The sequence below is a fragment of the Caulobacter sp. DMC95 genome, from assembly GCF_056313785.1.
This window is the reverse complement of record NZ_JBQUZP010000001.1, coordinates 66,298-90,929: the sequence shown is the minus strand read 5'-3', so window position 1 is coordinate 90,929 and position 24,632 is coordinate 66,298. Positions and strand designations below refer to the sequence as shown.

Below are 24,632 nucleotides of genomic sequence, written 5' to 3'. Positions count from 1 at the left end.
ACGGCGCCGCTTGATGCTTCCGGCAAGCCGAGGAGAACGCCGTGGCCGTCCGCCTGATCCTGATCTGCACCCTGCTGTCGCTGGCCGCGTTGTCGGTGATGGCTGAGGGCCACCGTCCCGCCTCGATGACGGCGCGGGCGCCCGTCGTGACGGCTGGCTAAGGGTCCGACGAAGCCAGAACCCTGGCGAACGACGGTCTCCTATTGACGCAGCCCCCTTGGCCCGCCAGCTTCGCGCAGTTTTTTGAGCGGGGCGGACGTGACCACCAACAGCGCGACAAGGGCGCCTTCCACGGTCACGCGGCGGCTGTTGTTCATGGCCCTGACCTTGGCCGCCCCCGCCATCCTGCTGATGACCGCCTTGGTGGCGATGCAGTACACCGAGGGACAACGACGCTTCGCCACCCAGTTGGTGACCACGACACGCGCGCTGTCGTTGGCGACCGACCGGCAAATTGGCCAAGGCCAGAGCGTGCTGCAGGGCCTGGCGGTTTCTCCGGCCCTCTCGCAAGGCGACCTCGCCACCTTCGAGAAGCAGGCGCGCGAAGCGGTCGAGGGCCGCGACGGCTGGGTGGTTCTGATGAGTCAGGACCGGCAGTGGCTCAACACACGGATGCCGCCCGGCGCCCCGACGCCCTACGCGCCGATCTCCGACGAAACCTGGCGCGAAATGACGACCGGGAAGTCGAACGTCAGCAACCTGATCCCGCGCGCCAACACCACCCCCATCGTCGGCGTGAACGTGCCTGTCCTGGTGAAGGGCCGGATCTTCGTCCTGGGCTACATGCAACATCCGGCCGTCTTCCAGGCCCTCGTGACCGGTCAGGGCTTGCCCGACACCTGGACCGCCAGCATTGTCGATCGCAACGCCGCCCTGCTGGCCCGGTCCCGAGACCAGGACAAGCTGATCGGGCGCCACGCCAGCCCCGACATGCGCGCGGCTATGGCGCGCGCGCAAGACGGCGTGGTCAACACCCACACGCTGGACGGCGTGGAGACCCTGTCCGCCTTCAGTCGCTCGCCGACCTATGGGTGGACCTTCATCGTCGGCGTGCCGCGCGATGAGCTGGATCGAACCATCCTGGGCTCTCTGGGTCCGGCAATGCTGGGCTCGGCTTTGATGATCGCCCTCGGCGTGATGGCGGCGCTCGCATTCGCGCGCCCGATCTCGCGCGACGTGCGCGGCCTGGTCGCCGAGGCCGAGGCCCTGGCCGCCGGCGCGCCCCTCGCCCCCGCGCCCTCGCACCTGCAAGAGATCGCCGAGGTCCGCGGATCTCTGCGCGCGGCGGCGCAGATCCTGCAGCATCGCGACGAAGAAGCCCAGAAGGCCGCCGAGCGTCAGCAGTTGATGATCAACGAGCTGAACCATCGGGTGAAGAACACTCTGGTCGTCGTCCAATCGCTGGCGCGGCACAGCCTCAAGGAAGGCGGCCAGGAAGGCCTGGCGCAGTTCAATGAGCGCCTGTTGGCCTTGGCGGGCGCGCACGATCTCCTGACCCGCCGTAGTTGGGAGGGCGCCGACCTCGGCGAGCTCGTGGTCGAGGCGCTGCAACCCTACGCGAGCCAGGTCGCCGTCGATGGCCCCACCATGCCGCTGGCGCCGAACGCGGCGGTCGCGCTGGCCATGATCTTCCACGAGTTGGCGACCAACGCGTCGAAGTACGGCGCGTTGTCGACCGAGGCGGGCAAGGTCGAGGTTTCCTGGACGGGCGAAGGCCGCACCCGGCTGACGCTCACCTGGCGGGAACGCGGCGGGCCGCCGACACAGAAGCCCACCCGAAGCGGCTTCGGCTCTCGTCTCATCGCATCCAGCCTACGCGGCGACCTTTCGGGATCGGCGCAGTTCGACTACGCCCCCGAGGGCCTGACCTGCGTCTTCACGATCCAGACCCCGCCTCGCCCCTCCGCCTGAGGCGGACGCCGCAGACCGATCGTCGCAGCGCCCCGATGTCGCCTTGGCTTGGACATGGAGCGTCGGCAATAGCTCCAGGGACGTAGGAGTGAGATGCGATGACCCTGCAATTCCTGATCGGCGCGGCGCTGGGCTCAGGCCTGTTCATCGCGCTCGGCCGTCCGCCGGCCGAAAAACTGATCGCCTATGTTCAGGATCGCCTTCGCGGCGGGAACTAACGGCGCCGCTGAGCTCTTGATTGGGCAAGGTCGCGCAGGGCGGCCGCTCGAGGAGTTCCTACGATGTCTATTCTCGCCTGGCTGCTTCTGGGCCTGATCGCCGGCTTCATCGCCAGCAAGCTCGTCAACCGCACCGGCAGCGGCGTGCTGCTGGATATCGTCCTTGGCATCGTCGGCGCGTTCGTCGGCGGCTGGCTGTTCAACCAGTTCGGCAACGCCGGGGTTTCGGGTTTCAACCTCTACAGCCTTCTGGTCGCCACCGTCGGGGCCGTGGTGATCCTGGCGATCTACCACCTGATCTTCGGCCGCCGCGCGGTCTAAGCGGCGTCGCAGGCGGCGGGTCGCGGCCCGTCGCCGGCCTCAGATCTCTTCCTTCAGAAGATCGCCGACCAGATCGCCGATCCACGGGTTACGCGCCCGTTTCAGGCGTTCGGCGTGATAGATGTGGGCAAGATCGGCGTAGGCGCGATCAAAGTCGTCATTCAGGATCACGTAGTCGAACTGCTCCCAGGCGGCGACCTCATCCTTGGCGCGCGACAGCCGGCGGTGGATCACCTCTTCGCTGTCCTGGCTGCGCGTGTGCAGGCGGCGGCTCATCTCCGCCAGAGAGGGCGGCAGGATATAGACCAGCACGCTGTCCGGGCCTGCCTGCTTGTGCACCTTCATCGCGCCCTGGAAGTCGATGTCGAACAGCACGCTTTCGCCACGGCTGAGCGCGTCCATGATCGGCGCCTTGGGGCTGCCATAGAAGTTCCCGTAGACCTCTGCCCACTCCAGGAAAGCGTCCTCGGCCAGCATGCCCTGGAACTTCTCGCGCGAGACGAAGTGATAGTCACGGCCGTCGTGCTCGCCCGGACGCGGCTCACGCGTCGTCGCACTGATCGACAGGTGCAGGTCGCCGTGGTCGGAGACGAGGCGGCGGGTCAGAGAGGTCTTGCCGACGCCCGACGGGGCGACGACCATCAGCAGAAGACCCCGGTGCGGGTGATGGGACTTATTCAACGTTCTGGACCTGCTCGCGGAACTGCTCAATGACGGCCTTCAGCTCAAGACCGATCGCGGTCAGGCTGGTCAGGGCCGATTTCGAGCAAAGGGTATTGGATTCGCGCATGAATTCCTGAGACAGGAAATCCAGCCGCCGGCCTGAGGCTCCTTCACTGGCCAACAGTCCGCGCGCTGCGGCGATATGGCTGGCGAGACGGTCTAGCTCTTCGCGGACGTCAGCCTTGACCGCCTGGGCCGCGGCCTCCTGGACGATGCGCTCCTCGCTGGCGGCTTCGCCCACAAGCTCGGCCATGCGCCGGGCGAAGCGTTCCTTGATGACTGTGGGCTGCCCCGCAGCTTCGGACTCGGCCTGAGCCGTCAACTGTTCAATTCGCGCGACAAGGCCGCCGAGCACCGGCTCCAGCGCCGAACCCTCCTCAAGGCGCGCACCTTTCAGGCTATCCAAAGCCTGAGCGATCGACGCGGCCATGGCGGCCTCAATGACCGCGCGCGTTTCAGCGTCGTCCTCGTCCTCTCGCGCCTCGATCACACCCTTCAGGGATAGCAGTCCGTCCAGGGTCGGCTTGGCCACCATGCCCGTGGCCACATAGGGCCCTCCGGCGGTCAGATAGCGCTCCAGCGTCTGAATGTTCACGCGCGTCTCGCCCGAGACCTCGGCGCGCTTGGTCTGAACATTGACCGTCAGTTGGCCGCGCTGAAACCGGGCCTGAGCGCCGTCGCGCGCGACGCGTTCCAGGGTTTCGAACCCGGGCGGGCCGCGAAAGCGGGTGTCGAGATTGCGTCCGTTGACGCTGCGGGCCTCGACGGCCCACGACCAAGCCTCATGCGCGCCCTCAACGCGGGCGAAGCCCGTCATGCCGGACAGCGGCACGCCTTAGCCCCCCGCCAGCGGCGCAGCGGCCGGCTTGGCCGGGGCTTGGCCCGCCCGCTGGCGTTCGATCTGACGCCACTTGGCGACGTTGGCGTTGTGCTCTTCCAGCGTCGAGGCGAACACATGGCCGCCGGTGCCGTCGGCCACAAAGTACAGGTCGCCGGTCTTGGGCGGGTTCATCACCGCCGCCAGGGCCGCGCGGCCGGGATTGGCGATCGGCGTCGGCGGCAGGCCATCGATCAGATAGGTGTTGTACGGCGTCAGACGACGTAGCTCCGAGAGGAAGATGCCCCGCCCCAGGGGACGTCCCCGCGAAATACCGTAGATGATCGTCGGGTCCGAACCCAGACGCATGCCGGTCCGCAGGCGGTTGACGAACACGGCGGCGACGCGCGGCCGTTCCTCCGCTAGGCCTGTCTCCTTCTCAACGATCGAGGCCAGGGTGACGGCCTCTTCCTTGGTCTGGAAGGGCAGATTCGGCGCGCGGTTGGCCCACAGCGCGTTCAGCACCGCGTCGCGGTCGTCCATCATGCGCTGCAGGACGGCCGCGCGATCCTCGCCGCGTTGGACCTCATAGGTCTCGGGCAGGATAGCGCCTTCAGGCGGGGTCGCGGCGCTGCCGGTCAGCACGGTCGACTTGTTGAGGATGTCCATGACCATGTCCGAGGTCAGGCCCTCGGGGACGGTGATCCAATGGCGAACGATGCGACCCCGGCGGACGGCGTCCAGGACCTGGGCCATCGAGGCGCGGCTCTTGAACTCGTACTCGCCGGCCTTCAGCGTTCGCGCCGCGCCAGTGATCTTGGCCGCCGTCATGAACAATGACGAGGAGCGGATGACCCCGCCCCGCTCGAGGCTGGAGGCGATCTCGGGCAGGCTGGCGCCCTTGCGCAGCACGACAGTGGTCTTGTCGCCATCCTTCGCGGCCGGGCCCGCGCCCTGGTAGACCCAGAGAGCGCCCAGCAAGGCGACCATGCCGACCACAGCCAGGGTGGCGACGGCCCCGAGCAGGGCCCTCATCATGCGACGGCCGGCGGTGGCCGTCTCACGGCGGGAGCCCGCTCCCTTGGGAGCCCGGGCGCGGGGCGGCGACTTTTTGCTCACGAGACCTTCTTGAACACGACGGAGGCGTTGGTGCCGCCGAAGCCGAAGCTGTTGGACACGGCCACGTCGATCTTCATCGGCACGGCCTTGTGCGGAGCCAGGTTCATGGCGACATCCACGTCCGGATTGTCGAGATTGATGGTCGGCGGGGCGATCTGATCACGGATGGCCAGGATCGCGAACGCGGCCTCGATGGCGCCGGCGGCGCCCAGGAGGTGGCCGGTCATCGACTTGGTCGAGGACATGACGACGTTCTTGGCGTGGTCGCCGAGGAACTTCTCTACGGCCTTGGCCTCGATGCCATCGGCCATGGTCGAGGTGCCGTGGGCGTTGACGTAGTTGATATCCGAAGGGTTCAGCCCGGCGTCACGGACGGCGGCGGCCAGGGCGCGCGCGCCGCCCTCGCCGTCTTCCGACGGAGCGGTGATGTGGTAGGCGTCGCCCGACAGGCCGTAGCCCACGACTTCGGCGTAGATCTTGGCGCCGCGCGCCTTGGCGTGTTCGTACTCTTCCAGCACCAACACGCCCGCGCCCTCGCCCATGACGAAGCCGTCGCGATCCTTGTCGTAGGGACGCGAGGCCTTCTCGGGCGTGTCGTTGAAGGCGGTGGCCACGGCGCGGCAGGCTTGGAAGCCGGCGATGCCGACCTTGCAGACGGCTGCTTCCGCGCCACCGGCGATCATCACGTCGGCGTCGCCGTACTTGATCAGGCGCGCAGCGTCGCCGATCGCGTGAGCGCCGGTGGCGCAGGCGGTGACCACGGCGTGGTTCGGCCCCTTGAAGCCGTACTTGATCGAGACCTGGCCTGAGATGAGGTTGATCAGGGCCGAGGAGATGAAGAACGGGCTGATGCGACGCGGGCCCTTGGCTTCCAGTTCCAGCGCGGTGTCGGCGATGCTCGACAGGCCGCCGATGCCCGAACCCAGGATGACGCCCGTGCGCCACTTGTCTTCGTCGGTTTCCGGAACCCAGCCCGAATCCTTGATGGCTTCATCGGCGGCGGCGACGCCGTACAGGATGAAGTCGTCGACGCGCTTCTGGTCGCGCGGGCTCATGGTCTGGTCGGGATCGAACGAACCCTCGACTTCCGGGCCGCCACCGCCGCGACCATCGACGCGCGGCACTTCACAGGCGACCTGGCAGGAGTAGTCGGCGGGATCGAACGCGCTGATGCGGTTCGCGCCGGACTTACCGGCGAGGATGTTCTTCCAGGTGATATCGACACCCTGGCCGAGCGGGGTCAGCAGGCCGATACCCGTGACGACAACTCTACGCATGGCTCACTCCCAACCTTCGATGCGGGACGCTGGATGTGGGAAAGACCCCCGCTCCGCGCCACCGCGAATCTTGGCCTCAAACGAAAACCGCCGCGCGCACGATGGCAAGAGCCCGTGCGGCGCGGCGGAAATACTCCGGTTCGCGAACAAGGCGAACCCGAAGACCTTAGGCGGTCTTTTCCGTGATGAACTTCACGGCGTCGCCGACCGTCTGGATGTGCTCGGCGGCGTCGTCCGGGATTTCGATGTCGAACTCTTCTTCGAACGCCATCACCAGCTCAACGTTGTCGAGGCTGTCGGCGCCTAGGTCATCGATGAAGGAAGCCTTCTCGGTGACCTTCTCGGGATCGGCATCCAGGTGTTCGATGACGATCTTACGCACGCGCTCGAGAATGTCGGACATTCTGTTCAGTCCCTCTTGATCAAATTCAGAAGCCGCAGCCCCCTCCCAGGGAGATCACCACAGCTCATCGGGCCACCGCCTATCACGTTCTTTTTCGGGTGACCAGCGGCGCCGATCTCCCGCGAAGCGCTCTGGCGACGGGGGGCTTCAACGGTCGATAAGTTCAGACTCGTTGAAACACGTAGTTGATGTATTCACCATCTCGCTCGCTATCGACAACCCTGAAACCAGTTCGTTCCGCCAAAATATCCGGGGATCGGCCCAGCAGAAAAACGGAATGAAACCGGGTGAAGGCGAAGCAGTAGTCATAGCAAGGCGAAGCGTGCGCCATCTTGGCGCCGGGTTTTAACAGAGCGTGGAAGGCCCGAAACTGGGCGACGGGGTCGCGGAAATGCTCGATAACATTGTTCGAGAAAATCCCGTCAAAGTCTCCTGTTAAGCCATCCCAGACCTGGGCCCCGCTCTCGACGATGGCTCCGGCAGCATTAGGCTCATGGGCGACGATGTCCCAGCCCTCGCCCTTCAGCGTCTCCAGGGTGCGATTCCACCCGCCGCCAGCGCCCCAGTCGAGATAACGCCCGGCAGGATCGGCGTTGAGCGACCGAAAGGCGCGCAGTTCGTTGGCGGTGGAGTCGCCCTCGGCGTATCGGGAATAGAGGACCTGATAGTCCTTGCCGACGAACGCCTCGTCGAGGTCCAGATACTTCTGCGGCCCGAAGACGCAGTCGCAGCCCGGACAGACGTAGCGCTCCAGTCGACCGCCGCCGAAGTAGCAGCGGTCTTCGCGAATCTCGAAACCGTCGCGACCGGATGTGTGGCCGCAGACGACGCAGGTCAGCGGCCGATGCTTCAGGATCGGCTCATAGGCCGCATCAAGCGCTGTCCAGAACGCCTCGGTGAAATAGCGTTCGGTCAGGGCGACCTGGGCTTCCAGCTTTTCAAGACGCGCTGCAAGAGCGTCGGCCTCGGCCCGGGCGGCGGCCTCGCGCTCCGCCGCCAGGGCGAGCGCCATGTCGGCCGCCTGGGACGCCCCCGCGCGCCCAAACCAGGACAATCCAGCCACCATGACGACACCTTCCCAAAGCTTCGCCAGAGCGGCTGGAGCGCAAAGTCCCTAGATCATCGCCATGCCGCCGTTGACGTGCAAGGTCTGGCCGGTGACGTAGCCGGCCTGATCGCTGGCCAGGTAGACGCAGGCGGCGGCGATGTCGGCGCCCTCGCCCAGCTTGCCGGCCGGGATTGTCGACAGGATGCCGGCCTTCTGCTGTTCGTTAAGGGCGTCGGTCATCGGGCTGGCGATGAAGCCCGGCGCCACGCAGTTGACGGTCACGCCGCGGCTGGCCAGCTCCTGGGCCAAGGCCTTGGAGAAGCCGATCATGCCGGCCTTGGAGGCGGCGTAGTTGGTCTGGCCCGGATTGCCCGTGACGCCCACCACCGAGGTGATGCCGATGATGCGGCCGGTGCGGCGCTTCATCATGCCCTTGGCGGCGGCGCGCGCCAGGCGAAAGTAGCCTTCCAAGTTCACCTTGATCACGGTTTCCCAGTCCTCGTCCTTCATACGGACGATCAGACCGTCGCGAGTGACGCCAGCATTGGCGATCACGATGTCGAGCGGCGCGCCGGCGGCTTCCTCGGCCTTGGCCACGAGGCCGTCGACCTGTTCGGCGTCGGAGAGATTGGCCACGACGGTCGAGGCCCGATCGCCCAGCTGCGCCTTCAGCTCGGCCAGGGCCGATTCCCGCGTGCCGGAGAGCACGACATGCGCGCCCTGGGCGTGCAGGGCGCGGGCGATGGCGCCGCCGATGCCGCCCGTGGCGCCGGTGACGAGCGCGGTCTTGCCGTTGAGATCAAACATGCTCGAACTTCCTTGGGCTTAGAGCGACTTAGCGAACGCTTCGAGGTCCGCCGGCGTGTTGAGGGGGACGGCTTCGGCGTCAGGGGCGATGCGTTTGGCCATGCCCGACAGCACCTTGCCCGCGCCGGCTTCGGCGAAACGGGTGACGCCGCCTTCGGTGGCCATCCAGGTCATGCTCTCGCGCCAGCGGACGCGGCCTGTGACCTGCTCGACCAGCAGCTTGCGGATCATGTCGGGATCATGGATCGGCGCGGCGGTGACATTGGCCACCAGCGGCGCGCGTGGCGCGACGATGGTCGCTGCGGCCAGGGCGGTCGCCATCTCGTCGGCGGCCGGTTGCATCAGCGGGCAGTGGAAGGGCGCCGAGACGTTCAGCGGAATAGCCCGTGCGCCAAGCTCCTTGGCCTTTTCAATGGCCTTGTCGACGGCGGCCTTGGCGCCCGAGATCACGACGTTGCCGTTGTTGTTGTCGTTGGCCACGACACAGACGCCGACCTCCGAGCCCGCCGCGGCGGCCGCTTCGGCCAGGGCCAGATCCGTCTTCGGGCCGATCAGCGAGGCCATGGCGCCCTCGCCCACCGGCACGGCGCGCTGCATCGCCTGACCGCGCAGCTTCAGGAGACGCGCAGTGTCCGCCAGGCTGATGGCGCCGGCGGCGGCCAGGGCCGAGTATTCGCCGAGTGAGTGGCCGGCCACGAAGGCGGCCTTGTCGATCCCGACGCCGAATTCCTTCTCCAGCGTGCGGGTCACCGCCAGGCTGACCGCCATCAGGGCCGGCTGGGCGTTCTCGGTCAGGGTTAGGTCGCCTTCAGGACCTTCCTTCATCAAGGCGAACAGCTTCTGGCCCAGCGCGTCGTCGACTTCCTGGAAGACTTCGCGCGCGGCGGCGAAGGCCTCGGCGAGGTCGGCGCCCATGCCGACCGACTGGCTGCCCTGACCCGGGAAAATGAAGGCGATGCTCATCGAAGCCCGCTCCGTTTCTAAAGAGATTCAAGGCCGGGAGGGTTAGGGTAAAGCCGGCGGGCGGGCAAGTGCGACGCCGTGTGCCGCGCAAGGCTTGCAATCACCGCGACCACGTCCAAAGTGCCGGTGCGTCCGTACCAGAGGCGCCCATAGATCTTGGAGTCGCGCCATGAAATCCGTTCTCGCCGGCGTCGCTGCGGCCGCTCTGGCCTTCGCCGTCGCTTCCCCCGCCCTGGCCGCCCTGAAGGCTGGCGACAAGGCCCCCGACTTCAGCGCCAAGGGCGCCCTGGCCGGCAAGGACTTTGACTTCAACCTCGCCAAGGCTCTGAAGAAGGGCCCGGTGGTGCTCTACTTCTTCCCGGCCGCCTACACCGCTGGCTGCACGGCCGAGGCGCGCGAGTTCGCTGAAGCGACTCCGGAATTCGAAAAGCTGGGCGCCACGGTGATCGGCATGACGGCCGGCAATGTCGACCGCCTCAAGGACTTCTCCAAGGAGCACTGTCGCGACAAGTTCGCGGTCGCCGCCGCCGACAAGGCGCTGATCAAGGCCTATGACGTCGCCCTGGCGGTGAAGCCCGACTGGTCGAACCGCACCTCGTACGTAATCGCACCCGACGGCAAGATCCTGCTCAGCCACACCGACGGCAACTTCATGGGTCACGTCCAACAGACCATGGGCGCGGTGAAGGCCTACAAGGCCAAGAAGTAAGCGAGCGTTTTTGGATTCCGACCAGCGCGCGCGGGTTGAGCCCCGCGCGCGCCGGCGGTCATGATCGGCCATGACCGATCTCGCGCAAATCGAACTGGCCGTGCGCGGCCTCGCCGTCGGCGCCTTCGCCGCCACCGGCGTTTCGCTCGCCGCCAGCCGGAAGATGACTCCGGTTCGATGGCTGGGCGTCCTGCTCATGGCCTGCGCGATCTCCCATGTGATCGACAGCCACTTCTTCTACGCCGAGGGGCGGCACTTCAGCGTCGTCACCTGGGCGCTCTCGGCCTGGACGGCCGCTGTCTTCTGGCTGTTCTGTTCCGTCCTCTTCGAAGATGAACCGAAAATCCCGACTTGGCGCTTTGCCATCCCCGCGTTCGTGATCGTTCAGTGGGCGGCAGGCGCGTTCCTGCCCCCATCGTCGGCGAGAGCCGCCGTCTGGTGGAGTTTCGCGGCCGTCTCGGTCGCCTTGCATAGCCACATCCTACTGATGGCTTGGCGGGGTTGGCGGATCGACCTTGTCGAACGTCGCCGCCACCTCCGCGCGCCGATCGCCGCTGCGGCCACGGCCTATATGTTCGTTCAAACGCTATGTGACTTTGGCTTTGGCCAGGGCCCGGTCCTACCCAGCCTGATCCAGGCTTTAGGGGCGGCCGCCCTTGGGGTCGGCTCAGCCCTAGCGTTGCTACGCGCTGAGCCTGTCCTCGTTCAGGCCTCGACCGCTGCAGGCCAGGCGCCGGCTTCAAAGATCGCCGAAGCCCTCGACCTCACCCCCGCCGACCGTCTGGTCCTGGCCCGCCTCGACAAGGCGATGAACGACAACGAGGTCTGGCGCGGCGAAGACCTGTCGATCGGAACCCTGGCGGCCCTGGTCGGCGCGCCAGAACACCGCTTGCGCAAGCTGATCAACGGTACGCTGGGCCATCGGAACTTCGCCGACTATGTCAATGGCCGGCGGATCGAGGCTGCCAAGGTCGCCTTGGCCGATCCCGAGCAGGCGCTCAAGTCGGTTTCCACCATCGCCTACGATTTGGGCTTCGCGTCCCTGGGCCCCTTCAACCGCGCCTTCCGCGCCGCCACGGGTGTCACGCCGACCGTCTGGCGACAGCAAACGACTCCCAACATCCCCCACCTTCGGCTGGTCGAAACCAGCGAACGTGCGCCGAAAGCTGGCAAGTCCGCCTGAATTCAAGGGCGGCGAGACGGACGAGGATCACTCGAACCTTCCTGTCAGGGCATCGCAACCCTCGGAGCGTTTCATGCTCGACACTCTTCTCCCCTTCGCCCGCAATTGGCTGGTCGGCATGCAGGTGGACGTCACGCGCTACGTGATCTTTTCGGCCGGCGTCTGGCTGACCTTGTGGGTCGTGCTGGCCGCGCCCCTGGCTGGCCGCAAGATCCGCGACAGCCGCCCGCCCTCGCGACAGTTGCTGGTCGAGTTCGCGGTCTCCATCCGTTCGATTGCGATCTTTTCGACGATCGGCCTACTGACGTTTGGCCTGTTCCGAGAGGGTTTGCTGCCCGGCCCCTATATCGCCAAGAGCTGGGGTCCGGTCTGGTTCTGGATCAGCCTCGCCCTAATGATCATCGCTCACGACGCCTGGTTCTATTGGACGCACCGGCTGATCCACGACCGCCGCCTGTTCCGCCGTTTCCATCGGCGGCACCATCGCTCAAACAATCCCTCGCCCTTCACGGCGTATAGCTTCGATCTTGGCGAGGCGGCGATCAACGGCCTGTTCGTGCCGCTATGGATGATCCTGGTCCCGACCCCGTGGCCGGTGCTCGGCCTCTTCATGCTGCACCAGATTGTCCGCAACACGATCGGCCACTCCGGCTACGAGCTCTTCCCCGCGCGCAAGGACGGTCGGCCGCTGGTCCCGTGGCTGACGACCGTGACCCACCACGACCTGCATCACGCTCAGGCGGGCTGGAACTACGGTCTCTATTTCACTTGGTGGGACAAGCTGATGGGCACCGAGCACCCGGAGTATCTGCAACGGTTCGCGGCGGTCACGTCGCGGAGAGACAAGGCCCTGGCGGCTACCAGCTCGCCTTCACCAGCTTGACCATGGCGCGGGCGTCCTGAAGCCGCCAGGCCTCCCGCTCATTGCTGACGCCGCGCAAGCTGACGGTGAACTCGGCCGGCAGGTCGAACGGGCGGGTGAGGCTGAGATCGATGCCTTCGTCACCCATGGTCCCGCCTCCGAAGGCGATAGAGCCCACGGGTTTGCCGTCCAAGGTCAGCGACGAGCGGATGTTCGCGCGCGCCACGGGCGCCAAGCCAGGTGCGGCGACAGGTTGGCTGGCGTCCATGTCCATGGACAGGCGGATATAGTTGGCGCGTGGCAGCAGACCGAAGCCGAACAGTTTCGACATGGACGAGCGCAGGCGCGCTTCATTCTCGTTCCACGAGGCGCCCACCGCCAGCGAGCGCTGCCCCACCCGCTCATCGTCGGGCTTCTGGGTCAGATTCAGGTCGAAATCGTAGGTCGGGTTTTCTGGCATGCCCGACGACTTGACTGTCAGGGCGACCTTTTCCTTGTCGGTGGAGAGATCCAGCGGCAACGCCGCATAGTAGCCGGCGAAACGGCCGTCCTTGGCCGAAACCGACATGGCGGGCTTTTGGATGATCTCGGCGTGCGCGACACCGGCGGCCGAAACCGCCGCGAGCGCGATCCAAAGACGAGCACCGATCCCCATGCACGCCAGCTAGCATACTTGACCTTGAGCTTGGAAGCCTTCCCGGCCATTTGTAAGACAGTTCGCGTGAACGCCTGTTTTGCCCGCAAACCCAGCGCCGACTTGCGTTTCGGGCCTGTGTCCTGTAATAGCGCGCGCTCTCACGGAAGGCGGTCTTGCACGCACCCATCGGGGACCGAGGTTCGCCTCGCTCGGCTTGCAGGATCCATCGTGGTCGACGGACTTCCGTCGTCGTCCGCGCCGCCTTCCACAACGGAAGAAGGAAAACATGGCGTTCTACGAACACGTGGTCATCGCGCGGCAAGACATCTCGCCGCAACAGGCCGAAGCTCTGAACGAGCAACTCAAAGCCCTCATCGAAGAGAATGGCGGTCACATCGCCAAGATCGAGTACTGGGGCCTGCGTAACCTCACCTACCGCATCAAGAAGAACCGCAAGGGCCACTATTCCCTGCTCGCGATCGACGCCCCGGCGCCGGCCGTGAAGGAAATGGAGCGCCAGCTGCTGATCAATGAAGACGTTCTGCGCTTCATGACGATCCGCGTCGAAGAGCTGGACCTGGAACTGTCGCCGGTTCTCGCCCGTCGTGACCGTGGCGATCGCCCGGAACGTCCGCGCGAAGACTTCGCGGCTCAGGCGTAAGGGAGAGATAGATCATGACCGATACGACTGCTCCCGAAGCCGGCGCTCCGGCCGCCGCCGCTGGCGGCGCTCGCCGCCCGTTCTTCCGTCGCCGCAAGGTTTGCCCGTTCTCGGGCGCCAACGCGCCGAAGATCGACTACAAGGACGTGAAGCTGCTGCAGCGTTACGTCTCGGAACGCGGCAAGATCGTGCCGTCGCGCATCACCGCGGTGTCGGCCAAGAAGCAACGCGAACTGGCCAAGGCCATCAAGCGCGCCCGCTTCCTGGCTCTGCTCCCCTACGTCGTGAAGTAAGGGAGACGCCACGATGAAAGTCATTCTGCTCGAACGCGTTGAAGGCACCGGCGTCCTCGGCGACGAAGTCACCGTCAAGGACGGCTTCGCCCGGAACTACCTGCTGCCCCGCGGCAAGGCCCTGCGCGCCACCAAGGCGAACCTGGCCCACTTCGAAGCGCAACGCGCTGAGATCGAAGCCCGCAACGTGAAGAACCGCGAAGCGGCCGCCAAGAACGGCGAAGCGCTGGACGGCACGCAATACGTCCTGATCCGTCAAGCCGGCGAAAGCGGCCAGCTGTACGGTTCGGTCGCCGGTCGCGACGTGGCTGACGCCATCCGCGCCGAAGGCGGCAAGGTCGACCGCTCGATGGTCGTCCTGGACAAGCCGATCAAGACGCTCGGCGTTCACGAAGTGAAGGTGAAGCTGCACGCTGAAGTGACCATCACGGTCACGCTCAACATCGCGCGCAGCCAGGACGAAGCCGATCGTCAAGCGCGCGGCGAGAATGTTATCGCCTCGCAGTTCGAAGAAGATCGCGCCGCCGAAGCCGAAGCCGCCCAAGACATGGCGGAAGGCGGCGCCGGCTCGTTCGAAGGCGACCACTACGAAGCCTAATCCCGTCCGGGATCGGAGCTTGGTTACGAGAAACGGCGTGGAGCAATCCACGCCGTTTTTTTCTGCGCCCGATATGAGAATGCTTAGGGCCCGGGCGCCTTGTGTCGAATTTATGAACGACCCATGTTCTCGACGCGGGGCGATTAGACCTCGCCAGCGCGGACGGCCACGCCGTCACGCGCCTGATCACGAGAGGGGTAATCGATGCGCTACAAGACCTTGCTACTCGCCGCGGCCTCGCTGGCCAGCGTCGCGACCATGGCCAACGCCCAGACGGCCAATGATGCGGACCAGACTTCCGTTGAAGAGCTTGTTGTCACCGGCACCCGCACGGCGGGTCGATCGCGGCTCGACACTCTCGCCCCCGTCGATGTGGTGAACGAGAAGGCGCTGACACGCACGGGCACGACGGAACTGGCTCAGTCGCTGTCGACGCTGGCGCCGTCGATCAACTTCCCCCGTCCGGCTATTACCGACGGCACCGACCACATCCGCCCGGCGACGCTGCGCGGCCTGGCGCCCGACCAGACCCTGGTGCTCGTCAACGGAGCGCGCCGCCACTCGTCGGCCCTGGTCAATGTGAATGGCTCGATCGGACGCGGCTCGGCTGCTGTCGACCTGAACGCCATCCCCACCATCGCGCTCGACCGCGTTGAAGTCCTGCGTGACGGCGCCTCGGCGCAATATGGCTCGGACGCCATCGCCGGCGTCATCAACCTGCGCCTGCGCGAAGCCCGTTCGGGCGGCGGCGCGACGATCACCTACGGCGGCTACAACACGCTGGTCCAAACCGCCCGCAACACCGACGGACGCCGCGAACGCGACGGCGAGACCGTGACCGTGCAAGCCTGGCAGGGTCTGCCGCTGGGCGCTGACGGCTTCCTGACCGTGTCGGCCGAATACCGCGACCGCAACCCCACCAGCCGCGGCGACATCGACACGCGCGTGACGCCTGCTCGCGTGACCTCGCGCTTCGGCGACGCCGAGGTGAAGGACAAGACCGTCTACCTGAACGCCGGTTTGCCGGTGGGTTCGGGCTGGGAAGCCTATGGGTGGGCTGGCTATCAGACCCGCGAAGGCGGCAGCGCGGCCTTCCCACGCATCGTCGGCGACGCGCGCCAGACGCCGGTCGCCTCGATCTATCCGAACGGCTATCTGCCGATCATCGCCACCGACATCGAAGACTCGACGGCCGCCTTCGGCCTGAAGGGCGATCTGGGTGGCTTCAAGGTCGATCTGAACGTCGTCTACGGCAAGAACAAGATCGACTACCGCACCGAGAGCTCGGCCAACGCCTCCTATGGCGCGGCCAGCCAGACCAGCTTCAAGTCGGGCGGCATGACCTACGATCAGACCGTGGTCGGCCTGGACGTCTCGCGCGGCGTGGATATCGGCGCCTACGAGCCGCTCAACATCGCCTTCGGCGCTGAGGCGCGCTGGGAAGGCTATTCGATCCGCGCGGGCGAGCCGACCTCATACAATCGCGGCCCGATCACCACGGCCGCCGCCGGCGCTCAAGGCTTCCCGGGCTTCCAGCCGTCGAACGTCCTGTCGCGCGACCGCGACAACATTGGCCTCTATCTCGATCTGGAATCGCGCCTGACCGAGCGCTTCACCGCCTCGGCCGCGATCCGCTACGAGGACTACTCGGACTTCGGGTCGACCACGACGGGCAAGCTGGCCGCGCGCTATGAACTGTCCGACGGCTTCGCCATCCGTGGCGCGGCCTCGACCGGCTTCCGGGCCCCGGCTCTGCAGCAGCAGTTCTTCACGACCACCTCGACGAACTTCATCATCGTCAATGGCGTCTCGACGCCGGTGGAAGTGGGCACCTTCCCGGCCACCAGCGCCGTGGCCAAGGTGCTGGGCGCCAAGCCGCTAGAAGCTGAGAAGTCGGACAACCTCTCGGCGGGTCTCGTCTTCCACCGCGGTCCGTTCGAGCTGACGGTCGACGCCTATCAGATCAAGATCGACAACCGGATCGTGCTCTCGGAAAACATCCAGGGCGCAGCCACCGGCTCGGCCACGGCGGTCGCGATCTACAACCTGCTGGCCCCGTTCAACGTGACGGCGGCGCGCTTCTTCCTCAACGGCGTCGACACTAAGACCAAGGGCGTCGACGTGGTGGCGCGCTACCGGATCGACGATGACCAGGCCGGTCGCTTCGACCTGACGGCGGCCGCCAACTTCAACAAGACCGACGTCACCAAGCTGCCGACGACCAATACGATCTCGTCGCTGCCCGTTCCCCCCAGCCTGTTCGCCCGCGCCAACGTGCTGACCTTCGAGGAAGGCACGCCCAAGCGGAAGATCACCCTGGCCGGCGACTGGAGCCGCGAGGCCTGGGGCGCGACCCTGAAGACCACCTTCTACGGCTCGGTCCTGTCGCCCAACAACGATCCCACGGGCGCGTTCGACGTGCGCACCGGCGCAAAGGCCGTCGTCGACCTGGAAGGCCGCTACGCGATCAACGAACGGCTCAACCTGGCCATCGGGGCCAACAACCTGTTCGACGAGTACCCGAACCGCACGCCGGCGAACATCAACACGACCAACGCGACGGCCTTCACCGGCTTCTCGCCGTTCGGCTTCAACGGTCGCTTCTTCTACGGCCGGGTCAGCGTCAGCTGGTAGGCCGCAGGGGTCTTTCGACCTCACCAAGGTGGGCGCGGAGAGCGATCTCCGCGCCCTTTCTTTTGGCTCCGACGTCAGAAACGGACGCCCCGGCCGGTGGGCGCTCTTGCACGTCTGGCCCCTCAAAACATACACAGAACATCCCCGTTCATCTTGGGACGCCAAGCAACTGGCCCGCGCGTCTCAAGACGCGTCGCGTTAACTTATGCCGATGTCTCTCGTCCCTGCGCTCGACCTTGTTCTCCCCGGCCTTCCCGAGCCCACGATCAACGTGGCGCCGCACAACATGGAGGCCGAACAGGCGCTGCTGGGCATCCTGCTCTACGACAACGCCGCCTACGAACGCCTGAGCGACAATCTTCAGGCCCGCTGCTTCTACGAGCCGTTCCACCAGCGCCTGTTCCAGGCGATCGAGACCCACGTCCGCAAGGGTCAACTGGCCGAGCCGATCCTGCTGGCCGACGAGTTCAAGAAGGATCCCGCGTTCGAAGAACTAGGCGGTCTGCGCTATCTGGCCGACCTCGTCGACCGCGCCCCGCCGGCGGCCAATGTCGGCGACTACGCCCGGGTGATCTTCGACCTGTCGCTGCGGCGCGAACTGATCCGCATCGGCGGCGACATCGCCACGGCGGCCCAGGGCGGCAACGACGAGAAGCGCAACGCTCGCGACCAGATCGAGGCCGCCGAACAGAGCCTCTACAGCCTCGCCGAAAGCGGCGCGGCCTCCTCGGGCTTCGTCTCGTTCGGCGACGCCCTACGCGGCGCGGTCGAGATGACCGCCGAGGCCTACAGCCGCGACGGCGGCATGTCGGGCGTCTCGACCGACCTGATGGACCTCGACCAGAAGATCGGCGGTCTGCACCCGTCCGACCTGATCATCCTCGCCGGTCGCCCCTCGATGGGTAAGACCGCGCTGGCGACCAATATCGCCTTCAACATCGCCAAGAAGTACGCCTACGAGATCCAGCCCGACGGCACGAAGAAGACCGTCCAGGGCGGCGTGGTGGCCTTCTACTCGCTGGAAATGAGCGCCGAGCAGCTGGCCCTGCGTATGCTGGCCGACGCCTCGGGCGTGTCGGGCGACCGCCTGCGCAAGGGCGAGATCGACGCCAGCGAGTTCGGGCGCGTGCGCGACGCGGCCATGGAGCTGCAGAACGCGCCGCTCTATATCGACGCCACCGGTGGTATCTCGATCGCCAAGCTGACCGCCCGGGCCCGCCGCCTGAAGCGTCAGGTGGGCCTGGATCTGATCGTGGTCGACTACCTGCAGCTGGTGACCGGCTCGGACCTCGGCGCCAACGCCAACCGCGTACAGGAAGTCTCGCAGATCACCATGGGTCTCAAAGCCCTTGCCAAGGAGCTCAGCGTTCCGGTCATCGCGCTGTCGCAGCTGTCGCGTCAGGTCGAACAGCGCGACGACAAGCGGCCCCAACTCTCCGACCTTCGCGAATCCGGCTCGATCGAGCAGGACGCCGACATGGTCTGGTTCGTGTATCGCGAGGCCTACTATGTGGGCCGCGCTGAACCGCGCGAAGGCACGCCCGAGCACCTGACCTGGCAGGAAGAAATGGACCGGCTCCAGGGCTTGGCCGAAGTGATCATCGCCAAGCAGCGTCACGGCCCCATCGGCACCGTGCGCCTGTCGTTCAACAGCGACACGACGCGTTTCGGCAACCTGGCCCGCGACCACTACTTCGCCCAGGCGCGGAACATTCCGTCGGACGAGTAAGCGACGGCTTTGGGTGGATGGTCGAAGTTCCTCCCCCGCAGCGCGGGGGAGGTGGCCCAGAGGGCCGGAGGGGGCTAGCACTGCCTATGTCCAGCTCGCCCCCTCAGTCGCTCCGCGACAGCTCCCCCGCAGCGCGGGGGAGCATCTTGAACGTCCACAACGAAAGCCGTCCTAACCTGCGACAGCTTCCCGCCAGCGTCCAACAGGGCACAGAAACATCAGCCCAAAGGGGTTTGACGCGCCCGACGGCCTCGGGCCACGGTTGAGAGCCTCCAAGCCCCGACGAGTCGCATGGACTTCAGCCCCCTGCCCACCTCCAGCCTGATCGGCGCCTTCCTGCTGGCGTTCCCGGCGCTGTTCTCGATCGTCAATCCGGTCGGGGCGGCGCTGATCTTTGACCAAGCCATGGGCGGTCGCTCGCGTCCCGAACGGTTGAAGCTGGCGCGCGCCATCGGCTTCTACGCCTTCCTGGTGCTGCTGGGCTCGCTGCTGCTGGGCGGCTATATCCTGAACTTCTTCGGCGTGAGCATCGGCGCACTCCGGGTCGCGGGCGGCCTCGTCGTGGCGATCCGCGCCTGGGGACTGTTGATGGACCCCGAGGAGAACGAGGACCGCAAGGCCAACCAGACTGAGCCGGCCCAGAGCCACCACGACGTCGCCTTCTTCCCGCTGACCATGCCGTTCACCACCGGCCCTGGGTCGATTTCGGTGGCCATCGCCCTTTCCTCCCAGCGACCGACCGAAGGCGACGCGGTGGCGCCGTTCTTCATCGGCGCGAGTCTTGCCGCCGCGCTGGTCGCGATCCTGGTCTGGCTTTGCTACAGCGCCTCGGGCCAGGTGATGCGCCTGCTGGGTCCCTCGGGCGCTCGGGTGCTGTCGCGGCTGGTGGCGTTCCTGCTGCTCTGCATCGGCGTGCAGATCATCGCCTCGGGCGCGGAGAACCTGGTAGCCAAGTTCCTGCTCGCGCACCCGGGTTAAGCCGTTGAACCCAAGAGCCGTGTCGGCTAGGCCCAAGCCGTGACCGACGCCCACGACACCCGCATCACCATCGACCTCGACGCTCTGGCGCACAATTATGCCGCCTTGCGCGCGCGCGCTGGCGAAGCCGAGGTGGCGCCGGCGGTGAAAGCCGACGCCTATGGCCTGGGCGCTGCTCCGGTGGTTGATCGGCTCTGGGCGGAGGGCGCACGCAGCTTCTATGTCGCGCGCCTGGCCGAAGGCGTGGCCTTGCGAGAGGTCCTGGGCGATCGCGAGGCCAGGATCTTCGTGCTCGACGGCGCGACGCCCGGGTCGGGTGACACCCTGCAGGGCGCCCGGTTGATCCCCGTGCTCAACAGCCTGCCCCAGGTCGAAGCCTGGAACGTCCAGGCGCGCTCGGGGCGGCTCTCCGCGGCGCTTCACGTCGATACCGGCATGAACCGGCTGGGCCTGCGCTGCGAGGAACTGAAGGTGCTGCTCGGCTCCTTCGACCGCCTCAAGCGGTTGGATGTGGAGCTGATGATCAGCCATCTCGCCTGCGCCGACGAGCCTGCCCACCCGCAGAACGCCAAGCAACTCGAGCGCTTCCAGGAAGCCACCGCCATGCTACCCGGCGTCAAGCGCAGCCTGGCGAACTCCGGCGGACTGTTCCTCGGCGCAGCCTATCGCTTCGATCAGGCGCGCCCCGGCGTCAGCCTCTACGGCGGCGGTCCGGAAGGGCGCCCGCACCCCGAGATCCGAGCTGTGGTCACCGTCGAGGCGCCGATCCTTCAGGTCCGCGTCGTCCCGCGCGGCGAAAGCATCGGCTATGGCGCAGGTTGGACCGCCGCCGATAACACCCGCGTCGCCATCATCGCGGCGGGCTACGCCGACGGCGTGCCGCGCGCTGCGTTCCCGCGCGGCGAGGTCTGGTTCGATGGCGCTCGGCGGCCGATGCTGGGACGGGTGTCCATGGATCTCATTGCGGTGGACGTCACCGACTGCGACGCAGCTCGTCCCGGCGCGATGGTCGAGCTGTTTGGTCGCAATCTACCAGTGGACGACGCCGCCGAGGCCGCAGGGACCTCCGCCTATGAGCGCCTCACCAGACTTTCCCTGCGCGGCGCGCGCCGATACGTCGGCGCAGCCCGCTAGACCACGTCCGTCTTTGGCGCAGCACGTCCCCACCCTGTAGTCTCCCGCATTCGAGAATCAGGAGACCCCATGGCCCGCGACGGCGCCGTCTACGCCTGCCAGTCCTGTGGCGCGGTCCAGACCAAGTGGTCCGGTCAGTGCCCCGCCTGCCAGAGCTGGAACACTTTGGTCGAGGAAGTCGGGGCCAGGCCGCCCGGCGCCCTGTCAACGACCAAGGCGACCCGCGTGCGCGGCTTGCAGTTCACCGGTCTGGAAAGCGAGACGGCGCCCCCTCCCCGCATTCTGACGGGCGTCGACGAGTTCGACCGCGTGTGCGGCGGCGGCGTCGTCCCCGGCTCGGCCCTGCTGATCGGCGGCGATCCAGGCGTCGGCAAGTCCACCCTGCTGCTGCAGGTCTGCGCCAGCGCCGCCGCGCGCGGCGTGTCCTGCGCCTATATCTCCGGCGAAGAGGCCGTGGAGCAGATCCGGGGCCGCGCCGACCGCATGGGCCTGGCCAAGGCCAATGTCAGCCTGGCGGCCGAGACCGCGCTGCGCGACATCCTCGATGGCCTCAAGCGCGACAGCTTCGACCTTGTGGTCATCGACTCGATCCAGACGCTGTGGAGCGACGCCCACGAGGCCGGGCCCGGCACCGTCACTCAGGTCCGCGCCTGCGCCACCGAGCTGGTGCGCCTAGCCAAGAAGAAGGGCGTGGCGATCCTGCTGGTGGGTCACGTCACCAAGGACGGCCAGATCGCCGGCCCCCGCGTGGTCGAGCACCTCGTCGACGCCGTGCTCTCGTTCGAGGGCGAGCGCGGCTATCCGTTCCGCATCCTGCGCGGGGCCAAGAACCGTTTCGGCGCCACCGACGAGATCGGCGTGTTCGAGATGGGCGATGTGGGCCTGCGCGAGGTGAAGAACCCATCCGCCCTGTTCCTCAACGAGGGCGGCGAGCGCGCGGCCGGAGCGGCGGTGTTCGCCGGCATCGAAGGCTCGCGGCCCGTGCTGGTCGAATTCCAGGCCCTGGTCGCCCCATCGGCCTATGGAACACCCCGCCGCGCGGTCGTCGGCTGGGACTCCGGACGCCTCGCCATGGTGCTCGCCGTACTCGAGGCCCGATGCGGCCTTGGTTTTGGCGACAAGGACGTCTATCTGAACGTCGCCGGCGGCCTGCGCATCACCGAACCGGCGGCGGATCTCGCGGCGGCGGCGGCCCTAGCCTCTTCCGCCCTGGACGTCGCCCTGCCCCAGGACTGCGTCGTGTTCGGCGAACTCAGTCTGTCGGGCGAAGTCCGCCCGGTCAGTCGGATGGAGACCCGTTTGAAGGAAGCCGCGAAACTGGGGTTTGGCCGCGCGCTCGGCCCGCTGGCCGGTCTGCCGGAAGGCGGCGGCGCCCTGCCCGTGGCCGGCGTGGCGCGCCTGACTGACGCCGTCCGCCGGATCGGCGACGAGATCTGGACCAGCCTGACGTGACGCCGTTCGACATCATCGCGGGCCTGCTGCTGCTGGTTTCCGGCGTCACCGGTTGGGTGCGCGGCGCCTCGCGCGAGCTGACCTCGGCGCTGTCCTTCATCTTCGCCGCCGCCATCGCCCTGTTTGGCCTGCGCGTCACAGGCCCTCTGTTTCGCGAGATGATGGATCCCGACTGGGCGGCGACCGCCACGGCGGTCCTGGTCGTCTTCGTGATCGTCTTCTTGATCGTGCGCCTGATCGGCGGGCGGATCACCGCCAGCCTGCACGACACCTCGGCCGGCGTTCTCGACCAGGCGGTCGGCGCCAGCTTCGGCCTGATCCGCGCTCTGGTGATCCTCGGCGTCTTCAATCTTTTGCTGAACCTGGCGACGCCGCCCGACCGCATGCCGCGCTGGGTCGAGGACTCGATTTTCTATCCGCTGTCGGAAGTCAGCGGGACTGTGCTGAAAGTCTTCGCTCCCAAGGGCAAGGCGCTGGCCGGCAAGATCGCTCCGGCGATCAAGGACGCCGTCAAGGACGGCGGCGACAATACGTCCGGCGAGAAATCGTCGGGAAAAGGCTATGATGAAAACCAGCGTCGGAACCTCGACGACCTGGTGGAGAAATCGCGATGACCTTCCTGGGCCAGTCGACCGACCGCTATTCGTCCACGCCCTGGCGTGACCCAGAGGACGACACCCTCCGTCTGGAATGCGGGGTCTTCGGTGTGTTCGGCGTGCGCGACGCCGCCGCCATCGCAGCCCTGGGCTTGCACGCCCTGCAGCACCGCGGCCAGGAAGCCTGCGGCATCGCCGCCTTTGACGGCGCCCGCTTCCACACCGAGCGCCACATGGGCCATGTCGGCGACGCGTTCACTGGCGCCGATCTCGTCCAACGCCTGCCGGGCGCCCTGGCCATCGGCCACACCCGCTATTCGACGGCCGGCGGCGCGGGCATCCGCAACGTCCAACCGATGTTCGCCGATCTGGAAACCGGCGGCGTCGCGATCGCCCACAACGGCAACCTGACCAATTTCCTGACGCTGCGCGAGCGCCTGGTGCAGGAAGGCGCGATTTTCCAATCGACCTCAGACAGCGAGGTGATCCTTCATCTGATCGCCCGCTCGCGGAAGGCCAAGATCGTCGACCGTTTTGTCGACGCGGTCAGTCAGATCGAGGGCGGATACGCCCTTGTGGCGATCACCAACAAGAAGATGATCGGCATGCGCGACCCGTTGGGCATCCGCCCGCTGGTGCTGGGCGACCTGGACGGCAAGCCTGTCCTGGCTTCTGAGACCTGCGCCCTCGACATGATCGGCGCCCGCTTCGTGCGCGACATCGAGCACGGCGAGATGGTGGTGATCGAGGAGACCGGCATCACCTCGACCAAGCCGTTCCAGACCGCGCCCGCCCGCCCCTGCGTGTTCGAGTACGTCTACTTCGCGCGCCCGGACAGCGTCGTGAACGGCCGCTCGGTCTATGGCGTGCGCAAGCGCATGGGTATGAACCTGGCCAAGGAAACCGGCGTCGACGCCGACGTCGTGGTGCCGGTGCCCGACAGCGGCGTGCCCGCCGCGCTCGGCTACGCCCAGCAGAGCGGCCTGCCGTTCGAGATGGGCATCATCCGCAACCACTATGTGGGCCGCACCTTCATCCAGCCGACCCAGGGCGTGCGCGAACTGGGCGTGCGCATGAAGCACAGCCCCAACCGCGCCATCCTGGCCGGCAAGCGCGTGGTTCTGATCGACGACTCGATCGTGCGCGGCACCACCTCGCTGAAGATCGTCCGCATGGTCCGTGAGGCCGGCGCCAAGGAAGTCCACCTCCGCTCGGCCAGCCCGCCGATCAAGTGGCCGGACTTCTACGGCATCGACATGCCTGAGCGCGAGCAACTGCTGGCGGCCAACAAGTCGCTGGATGAGATGGCCAAGTTCCTTGAGGTCGACTCCCTGGGCTTCCTGTCCGTGGACGGGCTCTACGACGCCCTGGAAGCCGGTCCGCGCGATCCGGCGACCCCGCAGTTCACCGATCACTACTTCACCGGTGACTATCCGACCCGCCTGACGGATCGCGAGATCGCTGAGGGCCGCAACGAAACCAACGACAAGCAGCTTTCGCTGCTGGTCAGCGCGTGACATATCCCTCGTCCCGTCGGGAGCTGGCGGGACGAGGATTTT

At 66.7% G+C, this 24,632-nt stretch carries 25 protein-coding genes; 16 read left to right on the top strand and 9 right to left on the bottom strand.

Translation table 11 applies throughout. The features are described from left to right. The first annotated feature begins 41 nt into the window (after window positions 1-41). The 3 genes from ACT53N_RS00435 to ACT53N_RS00425 all read left to right on the top strand — a co-directional run bounded on the left by ACT53N_RS00435 (window position 42) and on the right by ACT53N_RS00425 (window position 2,450). The gene (locus ACT53N_RS00435; RefSeq protein ID WP_476062053.1) at window positions 42-161 is read left to right on the top strand and encodes a hypothetical protein; all 120 of its coding nucleotides are present in this window, start codon (window positions 42-44) and stop codon (window positions 159-161) included. A gap of 97 nt (window positions 162-258) precedes the next feature. Continuing rightward, complete coding sequence (locus ACT53N_RS00430; RefSeq protein ID WP_476062052.1) at window positions 259-1,911, top strand: sensor histidine kinase; 1,653 nt, start codon at window positions 259-261, stop codon at window positions 1,909-1,911. A gap of 281 nt (window positions 1,912-2,192) precedes the next feature. Next, window positions 2,193-2,450, top strand: a complete 258-nt coding sequence (locus tag ACT53N_RS00425) for a GlsB/YeaQ/YmgE family stress response membrane protein (RefSeq protein WP_476062051.1) — start codon at window positions 2,193-2,195, stop codon at window positions 2,448-2,450. Between the two features lie 39 nt (window positions 2,451-2,489). Here the strand turns inward: ACT53N_RS00425 and gmk are convergent, their stop codons facing one another. The 8 genes from gmk to fabD form a co-directional block, all read right to left on the bottom strand. Then, complete coding sequence (gmk, locus tag ACT53N_RS00420; protein ID WP_476062050.1) at window positions 2,490-3,131, bottom strand: guanylate kinase; 642 nt, start codon at window positions 3,129-3,131, stop codon at window positions 2,490-2,492. After that, a complete protein-coding gene (locus tag ACT53N_RS00415) occupies window positions 3,124-4,005 on the bottom strand; it encodes a YicC/YloC family endoribonuclease (RefSeq protein WP_476062049.1) in 882 nt (293 codons plus the stop codon). The genes gmk and ACT53N_RS00415 overlap by 8 nt, the downstream gene beginning before the upstream one ends. A 3-nt stretch (window positions 4,006-4,008) precedes the next feature. Beyond that, on the bottom strand, window positions 4,009-5,109 hold the full coding sequence (gene mltG, locus ACT53N_RS00410) for an endolytic transglycosylase MltG (RefSeq protein WP_476062048.1): 1,101 nt from the start codon (window positions 5,107-5,109) through the stop codon (window positions 4,009-4,011). Beyond that, window positions 5,106-6,386, bottom strand: coding sequence for a beta-ketoacyl-ACP synthase II (gene fabF, locus ACT53N_RS00405; RefSeq protein WP_476062047.1), 1,281 nt, complete (start codon window positions 6,384-6,386; stop codon window positions 5,106-5,108). Before fabF ends, mltG begins: the two co-directional genes overlap by 4 nt. 166 nt (window positions 6,387-6,552) lie before the next feature. Then, window positions 6,553-6,789, bottom strand: coding sequence for an acyl carrier protein (locus tag ACT53N_RS00400; RefSeq protein WP_004615098.1), 237 nt, complete (start codon window positions 6,787-6,789; stop codon window positions 6,553-6,555). Window positions 6,790-6,952: 163 nt separating this feature from the next. Then, window positions 6,953-7,882: a class I SAM-dependent methyltransferase gene (locus ACT53N_RS00395; RefSeq protein ID WP_476062647.1), complete on the bottom strand. Its 930-nt coding sequence runs from the start codon at window positions 7,880-7,882 to the stop codon at window positions 6,953-6,955. Window positions 7,883-7,903: 21 nt separating this feature from the next. Beyond that, window positions 7,904-8,644 (bottom strand): 3-oxoacyl-[acyl-carrier-protein] reductase, encoded by a 741-nt coding sequence (gene fabG / locus ACT53N_RS00390; protein ID WP_476062046.1) that lies wholly within the window; start codon window positions 8,642-8,644, stop codon window positions 7,904-7,906. A gap of 18 nt (window positions 8,645-8,662) precedes the next feature. Continuing rightward, window positions 8,663-9,607, bottom strand: coding sequence for an ACP S-malonyltransferase (gene fabD, locus ACT53N_RS00385; RefSeq protein ID WP_476062045.1), 945 nt, complete (start codon window positions 9,605-9,607; stop codon window positions 8,663-8,665). Between the two features lie 169 nt (window positions 9,608-9,776). Here fabD and ACT53N_RS00380 point away from each other — a divergent pair, with 169 nt between their 5' ends. The 3 genes from ACT53N_RS00380 to ACT53N_RS00370 all read left to right on the top strand — a co-directional run bounded on the left by ACT53N_RS00380 (window position 9,777) and on the right by ACT53N_RS00370 (window position 12,382). Further along, the gene (locus ACT53N_RS00380) at window positions 9,777-10,316 is read left to right on the top strand and encodes a peroxiredoxin (RefSeq protein ID WP_476062044.1); all 540 of its coding nucleotides are present in this window, start codon (window positions 9,777-9,779) and stop codon (window positions 10,314-10,316) included. A gap of 70 nt (window positions 10,317-10,386) precedes the next feature. Then, complete coding sequence (locus tag ACT53N_RS00375; RefSeq protein ID WP_476062043.1) at window positions 10,387-11,499, top strand: helix-turn-helix domain-containing protein; 1,113 nt, start codon at window positions 10,387-10,389, stop codon at window positions 11,497-11,499. A 73-nt stretch (window positions 11,500-11,572) separates the two neighbouring features. Next, complete coding sequence (locus ACT53N_RS00370; RefSeq protein WP_476062042.1) at window positions 11,573-12,382, top strand: sterol desaturase family protein; 810 nt, start codon at window positions 11,573-11,575, stop codon at window positions 12,380-12,382. Here ACT53N_RS00370 and ACT53N_RS00365 read toward each other — a convergent pair. Then, on the bottom strand, window positions 12,357-13,016 hold the full coding sequence (locus ACT53N_RS00365; protein ID WP_476062041.1) for a hypothetical protein: 660 nt from the start codon (window positions 13,014-13,016) through the stop codon (window positions 12,357-12,359). The two genes, ACT53N_RS00370 and ACT53N_RS00365, sit on opposite strands and share 26 nt — an antisense overlap. Before the next feature lie 268 nt (window positions 13,017-13,284). Between ACT53N_RS00365 and rpsF the strand changes: the two genes are divergently transcribed. The 10 genes from rpsF (at window position 13,285) to purF (ending at window position 24,590) form a co-directional block, all read left to right on the top strand. Continuing rightward, window positions 13,285-13,659 carry a 30S ribosomal protein S6 gene (gene rpsF, locus ACT53N_RS00360; protein WP_476062040.1) on the top strand — a complete coding sequence of 125 codons (375 nt, stop codon included), beginning with the start codon at window positions 13,285-13,287 and terminating at the stop codon, window positions 13,657-13,659. A 14-nt stretch (window positions 13,660-13,673) separates the two neighbouring features. Next, window positions 13,674-13,952 (top strand): 30S ribosomal protein S18, encoded by a 279-nt coding sequence (gene rpsR / locus ACT53N_RS00355; protein ID WP_004615089.1) that lies wholly within the window; start codon window positions 13,674-13,676, stop codon window positions 13,950-13,952. 13 nt (window positions 13,953-13,965) lie between these two features. Further along, window positions 13,966-14,550: a 50S ribosomal protein L9 gene (gene rplI / locus ACT53N_RS00350; RefSeq protein WP_476062039.1), complete on the top strand. Its 585-nt coding sequence runs from the start codon at window positions 13,966-13,968 to the stop codon at window positions 14,548-14,550. Window positions 14,551-14,754: 204 nt separating this feature from the next. Continuing rightward, entirely contained in the window at window positions 14,755-17,184 is a 2,430-nt protein-coding gene (locus ACT53N_RS00345; RefSeq protein WP_476062038.1) for a TonB-dependent receptor plug domain-containing protein, read from the top strand. A gap of 205 nt (window positions 17,185-17,389) precedes the next feature. Further along, window positions 17,390-18,913, top strand: coding sequence for a replicative DNA helicase (locus ACT53N_RS00340; RefSeq protein WP_310210953.1), 1,524 nt, complete (start codon window positions 17,390-17,392; stop codon window positions 18,911-18,913). A gap of 291 nt (window positions 18,914-19,204) precedes the next feature. Further along, a complete protein-coding gene (locus tag ACT53N_RS00335) occupies window positions 19,205-19,891 on the top strand; it encodes a MarC family protein (RefSeq protein ID WP_476062037.1) in 687 nt (228 codons plus the stop codon). Between the two features lie 39 nt (window positions 19,892-19,930). Then, window positions 19,931-21,025 carry an alanine racemase gene (gene alr, locus ACT53N_RS00330; RefSeq protein ID WP_476062036.1) on the top strand — a complete coding sequence of 365 codons (1,095 nt, stop codon included), beginning with the start codon at window positions 19,931-19,933 and terminating at the stop codon, window positions 21,023-21,025. A 69-nt stretch (window positions 21,026-21,094) separates the two neighbouring features. Then, window positions 21,095-22,477: a DNA repair protein RadA gene (gene radA, locus ACT53N_RS00325; protein ID WP_476062035.1), complete on the top strand. Its 1,383-nt coding sequence runs from the start codon at window positions 21,095-21,097 to the stop codon at window positions 22,475-22,477. Beyond that, window positions 22,474-23,091, top strand: a complete 618-nt coding sequence (locus ACT53N_RS00320; RefSeq protein ID WP_476062034.1) for a CvpA family protein — start codon at window positions 22,474-22,476, stop codon at window positions 23,089-23,091. Before radA ends, ACT53N_RS00320 begins: the two co-directional genes overlap by 4 nt. Further along, window positions 23,088-24,590 (top strand): amidophosphoribosyltransferase, encoded by a 1,503-nt coding sequence (gene purF, locus ACT53N_RS00315; RefSeq protein WP_476062033.1) that lies wholly within the window; start codon window positions 23,088-23,090, stop codon window positions 24,588-24,590. The genes ACT53N_RS00320 and purF overlap by 4 nt, the downstream gene beginning before the upstream one ends. The last annotated feature ends 42 nt before the right edge of the window (window positions 24,591-24,632 follow it).

Bases quoted from the DNA above. Each gene is read 5' to 3' on its own strand.
- ACT53N_RS00345 (WP_476062038.1), top strand. From the start codon at position 14,755: ATGCGCTACAAGACCTTGCTACTCGCCGCGGCCTCGCTGGCCAGCGTC.
- radA (WP_476062035.1), top strand. From the start codon at position 21,095: ATGGCCCGCGACGGCGCCGTCTACGCCTGCCAGTCCTGTGGCGCGGTC.
- ACT53N_RS00340 (WP_310210953.1), top strand. From the start codon at position 17,390: ATGCCGATGTCTCTCGTCCCTGCGCTCGACCTTGTTCTCCCCGGCCTT.
- rpsR (WP_004615089.1), top strand. From the start codon at position 13,674: ATGACCGATACGACTGCTCCCGAAGCCGGCGCTCCGGCCGCCGCCGCT.
- ACT53N_RS00380 (WP_476062044.1), top strand. From the start codon at position 9,777: ATGAAATCCGTTCTCGCCGGCGTCGCTGCGGCCGCTCTGGCCTTCGCC.
- fabG (WP_476062046.1), bottom strand. From the start codon at position 8,644: ATGTTTGATCTCAACGGCAAGACCGCGCTCGTCACCGGCGCCACGGGC.
- ACT53N_RS00425 (WP_476062051.1), top strand. From the start codon at position 2,193: ATGTCTATTCTCGCCTGGCTGCTTCTGGGCCTGATCGCCGGCTTCATC.
- ACT53N_RS00375 (WP_476062043.1), top strand. From the start codon at position 10,387: ATGACCGATCTCGCGCAAATCGAACTGGCCGTGCGCGGCCTCGCCGTC.
- purF (WP_476062033.1), top strand. From the start codon at position 23,088: ATGACCTTCCTGGGCCAGTCGACCGACCGCTATTCGTCCACGCCCTGG.
- fabD (WP_476062045.1), bottom strand. From the start codon at position 9,607: ATGAGCATCGCCTTCATTTTCCCGGGTCAGGGCAGCCAGTCGGTCGGC.
- ACT53N_RS00365 (WP_476062041.1), bottom strand. From the start codon at position 13,016: ATGGGGATCGGTGCTCGTCTTTGGATCGCGCTCGCGGCGGTTTCGGCC.
- ACT53N_RS00370 (WP_476062042.1), top strand. From the start codon at position 11,573: ATGCTCGACACTCTTCTCCCCTTCGCCCGCAATTGGCTGGTCGGCATG.
- ACT53N_RS00335 (WP_476062037.1), top strand. From the start codon at position 19,205: ATGGACTTCAGCCCCCTGCCCACCTCCAGCCTGATCGGCGCCTTCCTG.
- rplI (WP_476062039.1), top strand. From the start codon at position 13,966: ATGAAAGTCATTCTGCTCGAACGCGTTGAAGGCACCGGCGTCCTCGGC.
- ACT53N_RS00400 (WP_004615098.1), bottom strand. From the start codon at position 6,789: ATGTCCGACATTCTCGAGCGCGTGCGTAAGATCGTCATCGAACACCTG.
- fabF (WP_476062047.1), bottom strand. From the start codon at position 6,386: ATGCGTAGAGTTGTCGTCACGGGTATCGGCCTGCTGACCCCGCTCGGC.
- rpsF (WP_476062040.1), top strand. From the start codon at position 13,285: ATGGCGTTCTACGAACACGTGGTCATCGCGCGGCAAGACATCTCGCCG.